The organism is Zunongwangia sp. HRR-M8 (assembly GCF_027594405.1).
In the GTDB taxonomy this organism is placed as follows: domain Bacteria; phylum Bacteroidota; class Bacteroidia; order Flavobacteriales; family Flavobacteriaceae; genus Zunongwangia.
The window spans coordinates 3,251,614-3,266,982 of the sequence record NZ_CP115161.1 but is presented as its reverse complement, the minus strand read 5'-3'; the positions used below and the strand labels follow the sequence as shown (position 1 = coordinate 3,266,982).

Genomic DNA, 15,369 nt, shown 5'->3' with positions numbered 1-15,369 from the left:
TATACATATATTATTATAATTAATGATAATATTATATCAATAAAAAATATTAAATTATGTTAAATGATTAATTCGCTTGAGCTTTTTGATCTCAAGACTAGAATTTATAAAAATTTATCTAGTAAATCGATTTAGCTGGATTTTAATTTTATTTTGTATGTATCAAATTTTTATGAAATTCAACTATAAGGTTTGCGTAAGAGAATTTGTTTCCAATTGAAGAGTTTAATGTGTTTTATTTTAGTAAATTTTTACTGGTATAAATCTAGAATATAGCTAAATCGGCAGTTGCTATTGAATAATAAATGATATCTAGGAGAACTAATATTTGAAGATTCTGGATATTAGGTTTATGTTTTTTTGAAAATATGATTGCTTATTTCTAATTATGTAGAAGTTTTTATCTGCTTATTTTTTTCAACAATTTCATGACGATTTGGAGCCATAGAATAGTTTGATTTGTTTCTCTGCTAAGAAAATGAATATTGTTCCCTTTATGTAAATCTATCCATTGGCCTCCTATGATTTATATTAAATCAAATAGCTTTTTACTAGTTCTGTTTTTAAGAATTAACGGAGATTCCTGTATTAAGAAGCTTAATTTTATTAATAAGGTATTTTACTTTTGTTGAATAAAAAAACCACCCGGTTAGGGTGGTTTTGAAATTTAAATGTCTAGGAAGTTATTTAGTTTCCTTCAGAGTAATTAAATTCTATACTTACTGCGTTCCCATTTACAATAGTCATGTTTGCAACTGTAAAGACACCATACATTGTATCTTCGTCATCTCTGTTTACTTTGTACACAAAAGTGTCACCACTTTGAAGGTTAGTAAAAGAGGTAGCGCTTTCTCCGTCTTCATATAAAGCTTTCGTAGATAATACGTCGGCATTTTCATAAAAGTCATTATCTACTTTTACAAAAGATAAGTTACTATCGTTGATTACTTCGAAACCGTTTGGTGCTAAGAATCTAATTTCCCCGTCTGCACTGCCATCCGCTGAATTTTCAGCAGTAAGTAGGTCTAATTGATTCATATCATTATCATTAGATAATGTTGCTGTGTTGCTACGGCTAAAATCTTTTGGAGTAATAATAAGAGATCCTGTTGTTGCATCGGAAATTGAGCCACTTTGGCTTGTTAAAGTGTATACTAAAGTGTCTCCAACTTCTATGTTAAGATCTTCATAGTCTGTGTCACCGATTGAAAAGCTTTCGTCATCAAAATCCAAATCATCTAAACCGCTGTCTATCGCCGTACCATCGCTATTCTTCTTAAGCATTAAAGAAAAATCATCGATTTCTGATAAGGCGTAGTTAGAATAAGCTATACTTCGAGTCGATAGGCTATCTAAAGTGGTAGTTGATGGATTATCTTCATCTAATTCAGTTACTTTTTCGACACTTATTGAAAAAGGATCTTCTGAGTAGTTTCCATTAGAATAGGAAGTGCGAATTACAAAGTCATAAGCCCCTGTTTCTGCATCATCCTCAAAGTTGAAATCGCCTAGGATAGAAGAGTTAAACGTTCCTGTGTCTCCATCTATCGATCCCATGCCTACAGAGGAGCCGTCCATAAAAATTTCTACTTCTTGCGCGCTAACTCCATCGGCTGTGTTTACAGTGAAGTTAATGTCTGCATTTCTATCTAATACACTAATTTGAGTGTCTTCAAGATAAGTATATCCACCTATATCTACAGTTTCATCGTCAAAACCGTCTTCATCACAAGAGGTTAGCAATCCTGAAGATATCAAAGCAATACTTAAGTATTTTAAAGTTGTTTTCATTTCTTTCTTTTTAAATTTTAATTTACATCCCAGAATAATGGTGTTTGAAGCTCATCTCCTCCAATGGCATCACTTGCTTGCTGATAATTAGCTGAATTCAAATTTTGCTCTCTAATTGGATATGTAAATCTTAACGGAATTGGATTTTCCGAAACCTGAGGTAAATTCAAACTTGGATTATCAAACTTTCTCCATACATACCAGCCTTGGAATGCATTGTCATACATAGCTATCCAGAATTGAGTTGCTACTTTTTCTTCCCAATTATCATTAGAATAAGCAACGTCTGACTGAGATAAATAATCTTCAACTCCATCAGTAGACCCTAACCAATATTGGAAAGATGCAGATATTGCGTTCTCGTAGTGAGAAGAAGCATCGGTTGCTCCGCCAATATTACGTGCGGCAGCTTCCGTAATTAGAAATTCTACTTCAGCATAGTCCATTAAAATACCCGGATGTGTAGGTTCTCTAAATTCAGCGCCTATATGAGTATAATTTGAATAGCTGTTTGAAGCTCCATAAATACCACCGGTATATTCACCATTTAAATTATCATCAAAATATACAGATCTTCTTGGATCTTCTAGGTTGTTCATGTAATCAACGATAGTGTTAGCAGTAACATAATCTGAACGTCCACTCTGTACCAAATCTTCCCATAATGGATTCGTGTTTGGTGGTGAATCAAGATAATTAAAAATAGCACTGTCGTCATTAGATTCCATTACTCCGTTAGAAATTGCAATTTCAACTGCATTATTAGCAATATCTGGATTTGATTCAGATAAACGCATGGCAATTCTAAGTAGTAATGAATTGGAGAATTTTTGCCATTTGCTCATATCTCCATCAAATAGCAAATCTTGAGATTCAAAACCGGCGCTATTAAAATCACCATTAATCTCAGTTAAGTCGGTAATTAACTGATTATAGATGTCCAAAGCATCGTCGTAGACAGGTAGATTGTTTTCTGTATCTAAAGCTTCAGTAAAAGGTACATTTCCAAATGTGTCTACAAGATAATGCCATGTGTAGACTTGTAGCACCTTAATTTGAGCAAGTCTAGCGGCTACTTCTTCTTCAGGCAATAAATCTGCATTAGCAGCCGTGATTTCTTCTGCATCTTTTAGGTCTACTAGTACATCACGATATAATATTGCAAAATGCGTTTCCGGAATATTACGATCTGTAAGGTTAAAATTAGGTTCTTGCGTGTAAGTTGTTGCAGTTAGATACTGGCTAACGAAACGGAAGATATTATTATTAACACTAAGATTAGTTACCTGATCCATCAAATCTTTGGTAGCACTCGAAAATAGAAAAGAGGCTGGGACGTCTGCTGGATTTTTAGGATTTTCATTCATTCTTTCATACTTGTCGTCACTACAACTAAAGAGTACGAAAAGTGAAAATATTGATAATATATATTTTTTCATCTTTTTTCTAATTAAAAATTAAGTTTAAGACTTGCACCAACTTCTCTCAAACTTGGGTAAGCACCAGATTGATATCCTTGTACGTTACCTGAGCTAAGACCAGCTTCTGGATCTGAGTATGGTATATTTTTGTGGATAATCCATAAATTTCTACCTATTAATGAGATTGATGCATTAGTTAGAGGTGTGCTATCTATAATTTTCTCGCCGAAGCTATAAGTTAGATTAACTTCACGTAATTTTACAAATGAAGCATCATAAACGTGACCTTTACTTGCATCACGACCGTATCCATAAGGATGGTTATAATTGTCAAACCCTACTCTAGTTCTGTTAGGTTGGCCATCTTCTGTAACGCCTGGTAAAACAATACCTCCGCCATTTGCAAGCGTGTTTCTCTTAGGATTGCCCAGGTCATTAGTGCCTACTGTTTCTGGATAGAGGCCAGTAGCCATACCATACCAAGTATCTAAAGAGTAGATGTCTCCGCCTTTTTGACCGTCGATCAAGACGCTTAAACTAATGTTTTTATACTTAAATGTATTCTGAACACCACCAATCCAGTCTGGCTGCACATTACCGATAATTTCGTTGTTAGTTTCAGATAGCAAATAATAACCATTATCACCAACAACTTTATTTCCGGCATCATCATAAATATAATCTGTACCTCTTATAGCGCCATATGGTTGTCCTGGGCTAGCATCGATAGTTATTCCTCCTTGCAAACTGGCTAGAGGTAAGTTGCTTAGACTTTCATCTAAGGAAATAACTTCACTGCGGTTTCTTGTCCAGTTAGCACTTATATTCCAAGAGAAATCTTCAGTTTGGATAGGTGTACCTCTTAACTGTACTTCCCAACCTTTGTTTTCTAAAGATCCCGCGTTTCTAACTGTAGTATTAAAACCTGTTGCATTAGAAATATCAACCGGAGTAATTAAATCTTCAGTTGTGCTATTATAGTAAGTCACATCTAAACCTAATCTTCTATCGAAAAAGTCTGCCTCTATACCAAATTCATAGGCTTTAGAGCGTTCCGGTTTCAAGTTTGCATTGTTTATTTGACTTATATTACTAGCCATGGCTGCATCTCCGTAAGGATTAAGTAGGCTGTAATATTGTTGAATTCTATATGGATTGGTATCAGCACCTACTTCAGCATAGTTTGCTCTCAATTTAGTGAAATTCAACCAATCAGCATCAACAAGATTAGATAATAAAATATTACCCGAAATTGACGGATAGTAGTATGTGTTATCTGAAGATGGTAAAGAAGAAGAACGGTCTCTTCTTATAGTACCTTCTATATAATATGTGTTTTTAAAACCAACACTTGCGCGAGCATAAATACCATCAACTAGTTTATCAGCTTCATATTCGTCTGGTGCTAGTAAAGGTGATGATGTGTTAGATAAAGAGAAAAGACCTGGAACTCGTAGACCTCCATTTGTTTCAGCTCTTATGTCACTCCATTCATTTCTTCTTAAATTCCAACCAATGTTTCCATCTAAGTTAAAATCTTCCCCAAAGTCTTTATTGAAATTTAAGATAAGGTCGTAATTGTATTCTGCTTGTCTATTGTTATATCGGGAATAACCGGATACGCCATCGCTACCTACATTTCTTCTCTCTTCTCTTAATTCGTCGTACGTGTCAAAAGTAAAACGGCCTAAAACACTAAATACGTCATTTATGGAATAGTTTATATTAAAATTACCGAAGTATCTATTTCTAGTGTCAGTTTGGTAATTTTCATAACGAGTCCAGTAAGGATTGTTGGAGTATATTGGAGATAAGTCAGCAGGACTATTTGGATTCCAGGTGATATTTTGTTTGGTATCAAAATAAGCCTGTTTTTGTTGTTCTAAATCAACATTAGTTTGCCACCATTGGCGAAATTGTTGCATTGGGTTTTCAGAACTGTAACCTGTTCCGTAACGCCCTTTACCATCTGTTTTAATGTAAGAAATGTTTGTAGATACACTTAAATCTTCTACAATATCTTGACTAGCACTAAATTTTACAGTATTTCTCTTGATTGAACTATTTGGAAGGTTTCCTTCTTGATCAAAGTTTGTAACACTTAATCTAAAAGTATTGGTCTCTCCACCACCTGACAATGCAAATGAATTTATAGCTGTAGTTCCTGTTTTCCAAATACTGTTTGGATCATTTTCAGCTGGCAACCATGGTGTCGCTTGTTGATAAGTCCCCTCTAGTTGCGGGTAAATAGAGTTCCACTGATAAACTGGTCGACCATCAAATGCGGCACCATAAGAAGCATCTTCTGTAAAAGGTGTGAAAGGGATGGAAGGGTCAAAGCCGTTTGGTAGATCTAGATTGCTGTAATTATTAAAATATGGAGTGTCATAGTAAGCACCATAACCAGCACCGTATTCTTTCTGGTATTCTGGTAAAGTGTTATTATTAACTTCAGATACCATAATAGTGGAATTTATAGAAATACCAATTCCACTTCTTTTAGCTCCTTTTTTGGTTTCAATAATGATTGCACCATTAGATGCTCTGGAGCCATAAAGTGCAGATGCGGCAGCTCCTTTAAGTACATTTATAGATTTAATGTCCTCTGGGTTGATGTCTGTTGCAGCATTACCATAATCGTAACCGCCACCACCACGTTGCTGATCTGACGTGTTATTGTTGGAGTTATCGATAATAGTCCCGTCTATTACATAAAGAGCTTGGTTGCTTCCTGTTAGGGATGAAAAACCTCTAATTACAGTGTTGGATGATCCTCCCATTGTACCTGAAGGCTTAACCTGTAAACCTGAAACTTTACCCTGTAAAGAGTTTACAAAGTTGGCTTGTGGTACATCAGAAACTTCATTACCAGCTACCTCTTGCGTGGCGTAACCTAAAGATTTCTTTTCTCTTTCAATTCCTAATGCTGTAACTACAACTTCGTCTAATTGTGCAGAATCGGTTTCAAGTGTGATGTTGATTTCATCATTGTTTTGTACCGTGTACTCTACGGTTTGCATTCCGATAAAGGAATAAACAAGAACATCCCCTTCAATTGCGGTGATACTATAATTACCATCAAAGTCAGTTTGAGTTCCCGAGTTTGTTCCTTTTAAAAGGACAGTTACCCCTGGTAGGGGTAAACCTTGGTCGTCTGTAACGGTACCGGAGACCGTTTTTTCTTGCGCAAATGTTACGTGCGCAATTAACGCTAAGAATAACGTTAAAAAACTACATAGTTTTGTGTTCATTTTAAATTTATTTGAATTAGCCAATGCCAAATGTGATAATAAATAGTTAAGAAATCAAGCTTATGATAAAAGCTTAAAAAGATGATGTGCCTTTGAAGTCAATAAAGCTAAATCTATTTAGTTGGTTGACAGGCTTTAGGGAAAATGTGTTAAATTTATTAGTGGCTGCAAAGATTAACAATTGAAGATCGTTTTTTTAGATTTTTATAACAGTGTTGGCTAAATTTTTTAGAAATAGTTAAGAACGGGTTAATTGAACTGAATAATATATTTAAATGACATAACTGTTTGAATACTTGAAATTTATTTCTACCTTTGCACACCTTTTAAAAGAAGGTGGTTTAAATTAATAAATATTGTAAAAGAAATTATGCCAACAATTTCACAATTAGTACGAAAAGGAAGAGCCAAGATAACTAAGAAGAGTAAATCGGCTGCTTTAGATTCGTGCCCTCAAAGAAGGGGAGTTTGTACACGTGTGTACACAACTACTCCTAAGAAACCAAACTCGGCTATGCGAAAAGTAGCTAGGGTTAGGTTAACCAATGGTAAAGAGGTGAATGCCTATATACCAGGTGAAGGTCACAATCTTCAAGAGCACTCGATAGTATTAGTTAGAGGCGGAAGGGTAAAAGATTTACCAGGTGTTAGGTATCACATTGTTCGTGGTGCATTAGATACCGCAGGTGTTGAGGGTAGAACTCAGCGTCGATCTAAGTATGGAGCTAAACGCCCTAAGAAGTAATTTATTAAACTTTTAATGTAAAGAAATGAGAAAAAGACAGGCTAAGAAAAGACCACTTTTGCCAGATCCTAAGTTTAATGATCAACTTGTTACGCGTTTTGTGAACATGATGATGTGGGATGGTAAGAAATCGGTTGCCTTTAAAATTTTCTATGATGCAATCGCTATTGTAGAAGAAAAAAAGCAGGATGAGGAAAAAACTGGATTAGAGATCTGGAAGGACGCCTTATCTAATGTTATGCCTCATGTTGAGGTAAGAAGTAGAAGAGTAGGAGGTGCAACCTTCCAAATTCCTATGCAAATTAGACCTGATAGAAAAGTGTCTACTGCAATGAAATGGCTTATTAGTTTTGCTCGTAAGAGAAATGAAAAAACTATGGCTGCTAAACTTGCTGCTGAAGTATTATCTGCAGCTAAGGAAGAAGGTGCTGCTGTTAAGAAAAGAGTAGATACTCATAAAATGGCAGAAGCAAACAAAGCATTCTCTCACTTTAGATTCTAAATAAAATGGCACAAAGAGATTTAAAATTTACAAGAAATATAGGTATTGCTGCTCACATTGATGCTGGTAAAACAACTACAACAGAGCGTATCCTTTATTATACAGGTATTAGCCATAAAATAGGAGAGGTTCATGATGGAGCCGCAACTATGGATTGGATGGAGCAAGAGCAGGAGCGAGGTATTACTATTACTTCAGCTGCAACTCATTGTTCTTGGCCTTATAACGGTCATGATTATATCGTGAATATTATCGATACTCCTGGTCACGTTGATTTTACAGTAGAGGTAGAGCGTTCGCTTCGTGTATTAGATGGGGTGGTAGCTTTATTTTCTGCAGTTGATGGTGTTGAGCCGCAATCTGAAACTGTATGGAGACAGGCAGATAAATACCGTGTACCAAGACTAGGTTTTGTTAATAAAATGGACCGTCAGGGTTCAGACTTCTTTAATGTTTGCCGTCAGGTAAAAGAAATGTTAGGGGGTAATCCTGTTCCATTACAAGTTCCTATTGGTGAGGAAGTAGATTTCAAAGGTGTAGTAGATCTTATTTCAAAGAAAGCAATTATTTGGAATGAAGAAGATCACGGGATGACCTATGAAACTATTGATATTCCTGAAGAGCTTATAGATGACGTTAATAAATATAGAGCTGAGCTTGTAGAAGCTGTTGCAGAGTATGATGAAGCTTTAATGGAGAAATTCTTCGAAGACGAAGATTCGATCACTGAGGATGAAATCATTGCTGCTTTGAAAGCAGCTACATGTGACATGTCTATTATACCAATGATGTGTGGTTCTGCATTTAAAAATAAAGGGGTTCAGGCAATGCTTGATGCGGTAATGAGATACTTACCTTCTCCTGTGGATGTGGACGCTATTGTTGGAGAAAATCCAGATACAGGTGAAGAAGAAAGTCGTAAGCCTAATGTAGATTCTCCATTTTCAGCATTGGCTTTTAAAATTGCAACCGATCCATTTGTTGGGCGTTTAGCTTTCTTTAGAGTTTATTCTGGAACTTTAGATGCAGGTTCTTATGTGCTGAATGTAAGATCTGGTAAGAAAGAACGTATTTCTAGAATCTATCAGATGCACTCTAATAAGCAAGAGCCTATTGATAAGATTGAGGCTGGTGATATTGGAGCTGCTGTTGGATTTAAAGATATAAAAACTGGAGATACATTAACTGATGTTAATAACCCAATTATCCTTGAATCTATGAGTTTCCCAGAGCCGGTGATCGGTATCGCTGTGGAACCTAAGACAAAGGCAGATGTAGATAAAATGGGTATGGCTTTAGCTAAGTTAGCTGAAGAAGATCCAACATTCCAGGTTAAGACAGATGAGATATCAGGTCAAACTGTTATTTCAGGTATGGGGGAACTTCATATTGAGATTCTTGTAGATCGTCTTAAAAGGGAGTTTAAAGTAGAAGTAAACGAAGGTCAACCTCAGGTTGAATACAAAGAAACCGTTACTAGACCTGCTGAACACAGAGAAGTTTATAAAAAGCAATCTGGTGGCCGTGGTAAGTTTGCGGATATTGTATTCGAAATGGGACCTGTAGATGAAGATTTTGAAGGTAAAGGTCTTCAATTCGTAGATGAGATTAAAGGTGGTCGTATTCCTAAGGAATTTATACCGTCTGTTCAGAAAGGATTTACAGAAGCAATGAAAAACGGTCCGTTGGCTGGATTCCAAGTTGATACCTTAAAGGTAGTTCTGAAAGATGGATCTTTCCACCCTGTGGATTCAGATCAGCTTTCTTTTGAATTGGCTGCAAAAATGGGATTCAAAGCGGCTGCTAAAAAAGCAGGAGCAGTAATTCTTGAGCCAATAATGAAAATGGAAGTTGTTACTCCAGAGGAAAATATGGGAGATATTGTTGGTGACCTTAACAGAAGAAGAGGTCAGGTTAATAATATGTCTGATAGATCTGGAGCAAAAATTGTTAAAGCTGATGTTCCATTATCAGAAATGTTCGGTTATGTAACTACATTAAGAACACTTTCTTCAGGTAGAGCAACTTCAACAATGGAATTCTCACACTACGCTGAAACTCCTTCTAATATCTCAGAAGAAGTGATTAAGGCAGCAAAAGGGGCAGCTAACGAATAATATTAGGGTAATGAGTCAAAAAATCAGAATAAAGTTAAAATCCTACGATCATAATTTAGTAGATAAATCTGCTGAGAAGATTGTAAAAACGGTTAAAACTACAGGAGCTGTTGTAACTGGACCAATTCCGCTTCCAACACATAAAAAAGTATTTACTGTTTTGAGATCTCCTCACGTAAATAAAAAATCTAGAGAACAATTTGAATTAAGTTCTTATAAGAGATTATTAGATATTTATAGTTCCTCTTCAAAAACTATCGATGCTTTAATGAAATTAGAGCTACCTAGTGGAGTGGAAGTAGAGATCAAAGTGTGATCATAATAAAATAAACCTGCCACTTAAAACGGTAGGTAAAATGTCCGGAGCGTTTCGCGATGGAAAAACGGGAAGATACATTCAGGACAGAAGGTATTTTTTCTGTCCTGTTTTTTATAAATTAATAACAATTAATAATTATGTCTGGGTTAATAGGAAAAAAAATAGGCATGACTAGTATTTTTGACGAAAATGGAAAAAACATTCCATGTACCGTTATAGAAGCTGGTCCATGTGTAATTACCCAAGTCAGAACCAATGAGGTTGACGGGTACGAAGCACTTCAACTTGGTTTCGATGACAAAAAGACTGCAAACAAAGCTGCTACAGGGCATGCTAAGAAAGCGGGAGTTGCTGCAAAGCATAAAGTTGTCGAGTTCCAGGGATTTGAAGGAGATTACAAATTAGGTGATACTATAAATGTAGAGCATTTTACTGAAGGTGAATTTGTTGATATTTCTGGTATTTCTAAAGGGAAAGGTTTCCAGGGAGTTGTGAAAAGACATGGCTTTGGTGGAGTAGGACAAGCTACTCATGGGCAACATAACCGTCTAAGAGCTCCTGGTTCTATTGGTGCTGCATCTTATCCTGCGCGTGTATTTAAAGGTATGCGTATGGCCGGAAGAATGGGTGGCGAAAAAGTAAAAGTTGAAAACCTTAGAGTTTTAAAGGTGGTAGCTGAAAAGAACCTTTTAGTTGTTAAAGGTTGTGTTCCAGGACACAAAAACTCTTATGTAATCATTAGAAAGTAATGGAAGTAGCAGTTTTAGATATTAAAGGAAAAGAAACAGGTAGAAAGATTAATCTTTCTGACGCTGTTTTTGGAATAGAGCCTAATGAGCATGCTGTTTATCTTGACGTTAAACAATATTTAGCGAATCAAAGACAGGGTACTCACAAAGCGAAGGAGCGTGCTGAAATAACTGGATCTACACGTAAAATCAAAAAGCAAAAAGGGACAGGTACAGCCAGGGCTGGTAGTATCAAATCTCCTGTTTTTAGAGGTGGTGGTAGAATATTTGGTCCTCGTCCAAGAAATTATGGTTTTAAATTAAATAAAACCTTAAAACGTTTAGCTAGAAAATCAGCTTTATCGCTTAAAGCAAATGACAAAGCTATTACGGTTGTTGAAGATTTTTCTTTCGATACTCCAAGTACAAAAAACTTTATTGAAGTTTTGAAAGCTATTGGTATTCAGGAGAAAAAATCTCTTATAGTGTTGGGTGAGTCAAATAAAAACGTATATTTGTCGTCACGTAATTTAAAAGGCTCTGAAGTTGTAAGTGTTTCAGAATTAAGTACTTACAAAATATTGAATGCAAATAGTCTTGTGTTCGTAGAAGGGTCTCTAGAAGGATTAGAGTCGAATTTAAGTTAAATGAGCGTTATGAGTATCTTAATTAAACCGATTATTACGGAAAAAGCTACCGCAGAGAGTGAACTTAGAAATTGTTTCTCTTTTGAGGTAAGTAATAAGGCGAATAAGATTGAAATTAAAGATGCAGTTGAGTCTGCTTATGGTGTTTCAGTAACTTCTGTTCGTACAATAAATGTCCGCCCAGATCGCAAAACTAGATTTACTAAATCTGGTATGATCACTGGTAAAACTAAGGCTTATAAAAAAGCTATGGTACAGGTGGCGGAAGGTGAAACTATTGATTTATATAGTAATCTTTAAGACTAAGAAATGTCAGTAAGAAAATTAAAACCAATTACTCCTGGTCAGCGTTTTAGAGTAGTTAATGGGTTTGACGCCATTACTACTGACAAGCCGGAGAAGTCTTTACTTGCTCCGTTAAAAAAATCAGGCGGTAGAAACAGTCAAGGAAAAATGACCATGCGCTATAAAGGCGGTGGTCATAAAAGACGTTATAGAATTGTAGATTTCAAGCGTGAAAAGCATGGAGTTCCTGCAACTGTAGCATCTATTGAATATGATCCAAACAGAACGGCCTTTATCGCTCTATTGAATTATCAAGATGGTGAAAAAAGGTATGTTATTGCTCAAAATGGTCTTCAGGTAGGTCAGAATATTGTTTCGTCTAACGAGGCTGCTGCTCCTGAAATTGGTAACGCTATGCCGTTAGCAAATATACCATTGGGTACTATTATTTCTTGTATCGAGTTGAGAGCTGGTCAGGGAGCTGTTATGGCTAGAAGTGCTGGGGCTTTTGCTCAATTGTTAGCTAGAGAAGGGAAGTATGCAACTGTGAAGTTGCCTTCTGGAGAGATTAGAAGAATTCTTTCTGTTTGTTTAGCAACTATTGGTGCTGTGTCTAACAGTGATCATCAGCTTCAAATTTCTGGTAAAGCCGGTAGAAAACGCTGGTTAGGTATCAGACCACGTACAAGACCTGTAGTGATGAACCCTATCGATCACCCAATGGGTGGTGGTGAAGGTAGAGCATCCGGTGGTCACCCACGTTCAAGAAAAGGTTTACCTGCTAAAGGCTTTAAAACCCGCTCTAGAACAAAAGCGAGTAATAAATATATTGTAGAACGTAGAAAGAAATAATAGAGTATGGCACGTTCATTAAAAAAAGGACCTTTCGTTCACTATAAGTTAGAGAAAAAAGTAGCTGATAATGTGGAGTCTGGTAAAAAAGCGGTGATTAAGACTTGGTCTAGAGCATCGATGATTACTCCAGATTTCGTAGGGCAAACAATAGCTGTCCATAATGGTAAGCAATTTGTTCCTGTTTATGTTACTGAGAATATGGTAGGTCATAAATTAGGTGAATTTTCACCAACACGTTCTTTTAGAGGGCATGCTGGTGCTAAAAATAAAGGTAGAAAATAATTGAAGCTATGGGAGTTCGTAAAAAAGAAAGAGCAGAGCAAATAAAAGAAGCTAAGAAGCATACGGCTTTTGCTAAGTTAAATAACTGCCCTACTTCACCTAGAAAAATGCGATTAGTTGCAGATTTAGTTAGAGGTGAAAAAGTAGAAAAAGCGCTTCAAATTTTAAAATTCAGTCAAAAAGAGGCTTCTTCTCGTTTGGAGAAATTGTTATTGTCTGCTATTGCAAATTGGCAAGCTAAGAATGAAGATGCTAGTATTGAAGACGCTGAATTAGTTGTAAAAGAGATTCGTGTTGACGGTGGAAGTATGTTGAAAAGACTTCGTCCAGCACCACAGGGTCGTGCACATAGAATTAGAAAGAGATCCAATCACGTTACATTAGTGCTTGGCGAAAAAAATAATACACAAAGCTAAGAAGAGTATGGGACAGAAAACAAATCCAATCGGTAATCGCCTTGGTATCATAAGAGGATGGGAATCCAACTGGTACGGAGGAAATGACTACGGTGATAAATTAGCCGAAGACGATAAGATTAGAAAGTACATCCATGCTCGCCTCTCTAAAGCGAGTGTATCTAGGGTAATCATTGAGCGTACCCTTAAGCTTGTAACCGTTACTATCACTACTGCTAGACCTGGTATTATTATCGGGAAAGGTGGTCAAGAGGTAGACAAGCTTAAAGAAGAGCTTAAGAAGATCACTGACAAAGAAGTTCAGATTAACATCTTTGAAATTAAGAGACCAGAACTTGACGCTCACTTAGTGGGTGCAAGTGTAGCAAGACAGATAGAGAATAGAATCTCTTACCGTCGTGCTATAAAAATGGCTATTGCGGCTGCAATGAGAATGAATGCGGAAGGTATTAAAATCGAAATTTCAGGTCGTTTAAACGGTGCTGAAATGGCGCGTTCAGAATCTTACAAAGATGGAAGAATTCCTTTGTCTACTTTTAGGGCCGATATTGATTATGCTTTAGTTGAAGCTCACACTACCTATGGTAGATTAGGAGTTAAAGTATGGATCATGAAAGGTGAGGTTTACGGAAAGAGAGAACTATCTCCGCTTGTTGGTTTAGCTAAGAAGCAAGGTGGTAAAGGTTCCGCACGAGGTGGTAATAAATCACGTCGTAGAAAGTAATTTTAAAGTAAAAGAAAATGTTACAACCTAAAAGAACGAAATATCGTAAGCAACAGAAGGGACGCATGAAAGGTTTGGCCCAAAGAGGTCATCGTCTTTCAAATGGAACTTTCGGTATCAAGTCACTTGATTCTAGTTTCATTACAGCTCGTCAAATAGAAGCTGCTCGTATTGCTGCTACCCGTTATATGAAGAGAGAAGGTTCTATCTGGATTAAAATTTTCCCAGATAAGCCGATCACTAAAAAACCTCTAGAGGTTCGTATGGGTAAAGGTAAAGGTGCTGTTGAATATTGGGCTGCTGTTGTAAAGCCTGGAAGAATAATGTTTGAAATTGGTGGTGTGCCTATGGCAACTGCTAAAGAAGCATTACGTCTTGCAGCGCAGAAACTTCCTGTGAGAACAAAATTTATCGTAGCTAGAGATTATCAAGAATAATTTTTGAATTATGAAACAATCAGAAGTAAAAGAATTATCTGTTGCAGAATTACAGGAAAAGCTTGGTAAATCTCGTAAGGCATATGCAGATTTAAAAATGGCTCATGCTGTTTCGCCATTAGAGAACCCAATACAGTTGAGAACTGTAAGGAAAAGTATAGCGAGATTAGCTACCGAGTTAACAAAAAGAGAACAACAATAAGTGTTATTCTGCTGAAAGATGGAAAAAAGAAATTTAAGAAAAGAGCGAATAGGTGTAGTTACTAGTAACAAAATGCAGAAATCGATTGTGGTTTCTGAAGTTAAAAAGGTAAAACACCCTATGTATGGAAAGTTCGTATTAAAAACTAAGAAATACGTAGCTCACGACGAAACAAACGACTGCAACGAAGGTGATACTGTTAGGATCATGGAGACAAGACCTATGAGTAAATCTAAATGTTGGAGATTAGTAGAAATAATTGAAAGAGCGAAGTAATTATGGTACAACAAGAGTCTAGACTAAGAGTAGCAGATAATACTGGCGCTAAAGAAGTTTTAGCAATTAGAGTATTAGGAGGTACAAAGAAAAGATACGCTTCTGTTGGAGACAAAATTGTTGTCAGCGTTAAAGAAGCTACACCTAATGGAAACATTAAAAAAGGTGCAGTTTCTACAGCAGTTGTTGTTCGTACCAAGAAAGAAGTGCGCAGACCAGATGGATCTTATATAAGATTCGATGATAATGCATGTGTGCTTTTAAACCCAACTGGAGAAATGCGTGGAACACGTGTTTTTGGTCCTGTTGCGAGAGAACTTCGTGATAAGCAATTCATGAAAATTGTATCATTAGCACCTGAAGTGCTTTAA

General features: G+C 36.3%; 18 protein-coding genes. 15 read left to right on the top strand and 3 right to left on the bottom strand.

Translation table 11 applies throughout. The features are described 5' to 3' along the window. Positions 1 to 687: 687 nt before the first annotated feature. The 3 genes from PBT89_RS14250 to PBT89_RS14240 are packed head-to-tail and all read right to left on the bottom strand — an operon-like array spanning position 688 to position 6,463. On the bottom strand, positions 688 to 1,791 hold the full coding sequence (locus PBT89_RS14250) for a hypothetical protein (protein ID WP_270062439.1): 1,104 nt from the start codon (positions 1,789 to 1,791) through the stop codon (positions 688 to 690). Between the two features lie 17 nt (positions 1,792 to 1,808). Continuing rightward, complete coding sequence (locus PBT89_RS14245) at positions 1,809 to 3,230, bottom strand: SusD/RagB family nutrient-binding outer membrane lipoprotein (protein WP_270062438.1); 1,422 nt, start codon at positions 3,228 to 3,230, stop codon at positions 1,809 to 1,811. A gap of 11 nt (positions 3,231 to 3,241) precedes the next feature. After that, entirely contained in the window at positions 3,242 to 6,463 is a 3,222-nt protein-coding gene (locus PBT89_RS14240) for a SusC/RagA family TonB-linked outer membrane protein (RefSeq protein ID WP_270062437.1), read from the bottom strand. Between the two features lie 370 nt (positions 6,464 to 6,833). On the opposite strand from PBT89_RS14240, the gene rpsL reads away from it, so the two are divergent. The 15 genes from rpsL (at position 6,834) to rplN (ending at position 15,369) form a co-directional block, all read left to right on the top strand. Next, complete coding sequence (rpsL, locus tag PBT89_RS14235) at positions 6,834 to 7,208, top strand: 30S ribosomal protein S12 (protein WP_010230128.1); 375 nt, start codon at positions 6,834 to 6,836, stop codon at positions 7,206 to 7,208. 25 nt (positions 7,209 to 7,233) lie between these two features. Beyond that, complete coding sequence (gene rpsG, locus PBT89_RS14230; protein ID WP_270060247.1) at positions 7,234 to 7,710, top strand: 30S ribosomal protein S7; 477 nt, start codon at positions 7,234 to 7,236, stop codon at positions 7,708 to 7,710. A gap of 5 nt (positions 7,711 to 7,715) precedes the next feature. Further along, positions 7,716 to 9,827, top strand: a complete 2,112-nt coding sequence (fusA, locus tag PBT89_RS14225) for an elongation factor G (RefSeq protein WP_270060248.1) — start codon at positions 7,716 to 7,718, stop codon at positions 9,825 to 9,827. Between the two features lie 10 nt (positions 9,828 to 9,837). Then, positions 9,838 to 10,143 (top strand): 30S ribosomal protein S10, encoded by a 306-nt coding sequence (rpsJ, locus tag PBT89_RS14220; protein WP_092543176.1) that lies wholly within the window; start codon positions 9,838 to 9,840, stop codon positions 10,141 to 10,143. Between the two features lie 140 nt (positions 10,144 to 10,283). Continuing rightward, positions 10,284 to 10,895, top strand: coding sequence for a 50S ribosomal protein L3 (rplC, locus tag PBT89_RS14215; protein ID WP_270060249.1), 612 nt, complete (start codon positions 10,284 to 10,286; stop codon positions 10,893 to 10,895). Next, positions 10,895 to 11,521, top strand: a complete 627-nt coding sequence (gene rplD, locus PBT89_RS14210) for a 50S ribosomal protein L4 (protein WP_270060250.1) — start codon at positions 10,895 to 10,897, stop codon at positions 11,519 to 11,521. The genes rplC and rplD overlap by 1 nt, the downstream gene beginning before the upstream one ends. Positions 11,522 to 11,530: 9 nt before the next feature. Beyond that, positions 11,531 to 11,821, top strand: coding sequence for a 50S ribosomal protein L23 (gene rplW / locus PBT89_RS14205; protein ID WP_270060251.1), 291 nt, complete (start codon positions 11,531 to 11,533; stop codon positions 11,819 to 11,821). A gap of 9 nt (positions 11,822 to 11,830) precedes the next feature. After that, positions 11,831 to 12,658, top strand: a complete 828-nt coding sequence (gene rplB / locus PBT89_RS14200) for a 50S ribosomal protein L2 (protein WP_270060252.1) — start codon at positions 11,831 to 11,833, stop codon at positions 12,656 to 12,658. Positions 12,659 to 12,664: 6 nt separating this feature from the next. After that, entirely contained in the window at positions 12,665 to 12,943 is a 279-nt protein-coding gene (gene rpsS, locus PBT89_RS14195; RefSeq protein WP_092543168.1) for a 30S ribosomal protein S19, read from the top strand. An 8-nt stretch (positions 12,944 to 12,951) separates the two neighbouring features. Further along, positions 12,952 to 13,359 carry a 50S ribosomal protein L22 gene (gene rplV, locus PBT89_RS14190; protein ID WP_270060253.1) on the top strand — a complete coding sequence of 136 codons (408 nt, stop codon included), beginning with the start codon at positions 12,952 to 12,954 and terminating at the stop codon, positions 13,357 to 13,359. Positions 13,360 to 13,366: 7 nt separating this feature from the next. Next, complete coding sequence (rpsC, locus tag PBT89_RS14185) at positions 13,367 to 14,083, top strand: 30S ribosomal protein S3 (RefSeq protein ID WP_270060254.1); 717 nt, start codon at positions 13,367 to 13,369, stop codon at positions 14,081 to 14,083. 17 nt (positions 14,084 to 14,100) lie between these two features. Next, entirely contained in the window at positions 14,101 to 14,520 is a 420-nt protein-coding gene (gene rplP / locus PBT89_RS14180; protein WP_270060255.1) for a 50S ribosomal protein L16, read from the top strand. A 10-nt stretch (positions 14,521 to 14,530) separates the two neighbouring features. Beyond that, positions 14,531 to 14,722: a 50S ribosomal protein L29 gene (gene rpmC / locus PBT89_RS14175; protein ID WP_270062436.1), complete on the top strand. Its 192-nt coding sequence runs from the start codon at positions 14,531 to 14,533 to the stop codon at positions 14,720 to 14,722. A gap of 18 nt (positions 14,723 to 14,740) precedes the next feature. Next, a complete protein-coding gene (gene rpsQ, locus PBT89_RS14170) occupies positions 14,741 to 14,998 on the top strand; it encodes a 30S ribosomal protein S17 (RefSeq protein ID WP_089373243.1) in 258 nt (85 codons plus the stop codon). A gap of 2 nt (positions 14,999 to 15,000) precedes the next feature. Continuing rightward, the gene (rplN, locus tag PBT89_RS14165; RefSeq protein ID WP_121667792.1) at positions 15,001 to 15,369 is read left to right on the top strand and encodes a 50S ribosomal protein L14; all 369 of its coding nucleotides are present in this window, start codon (positions 15,001 to 15,003) and stop codon (positions 15,367 to 15,369) included.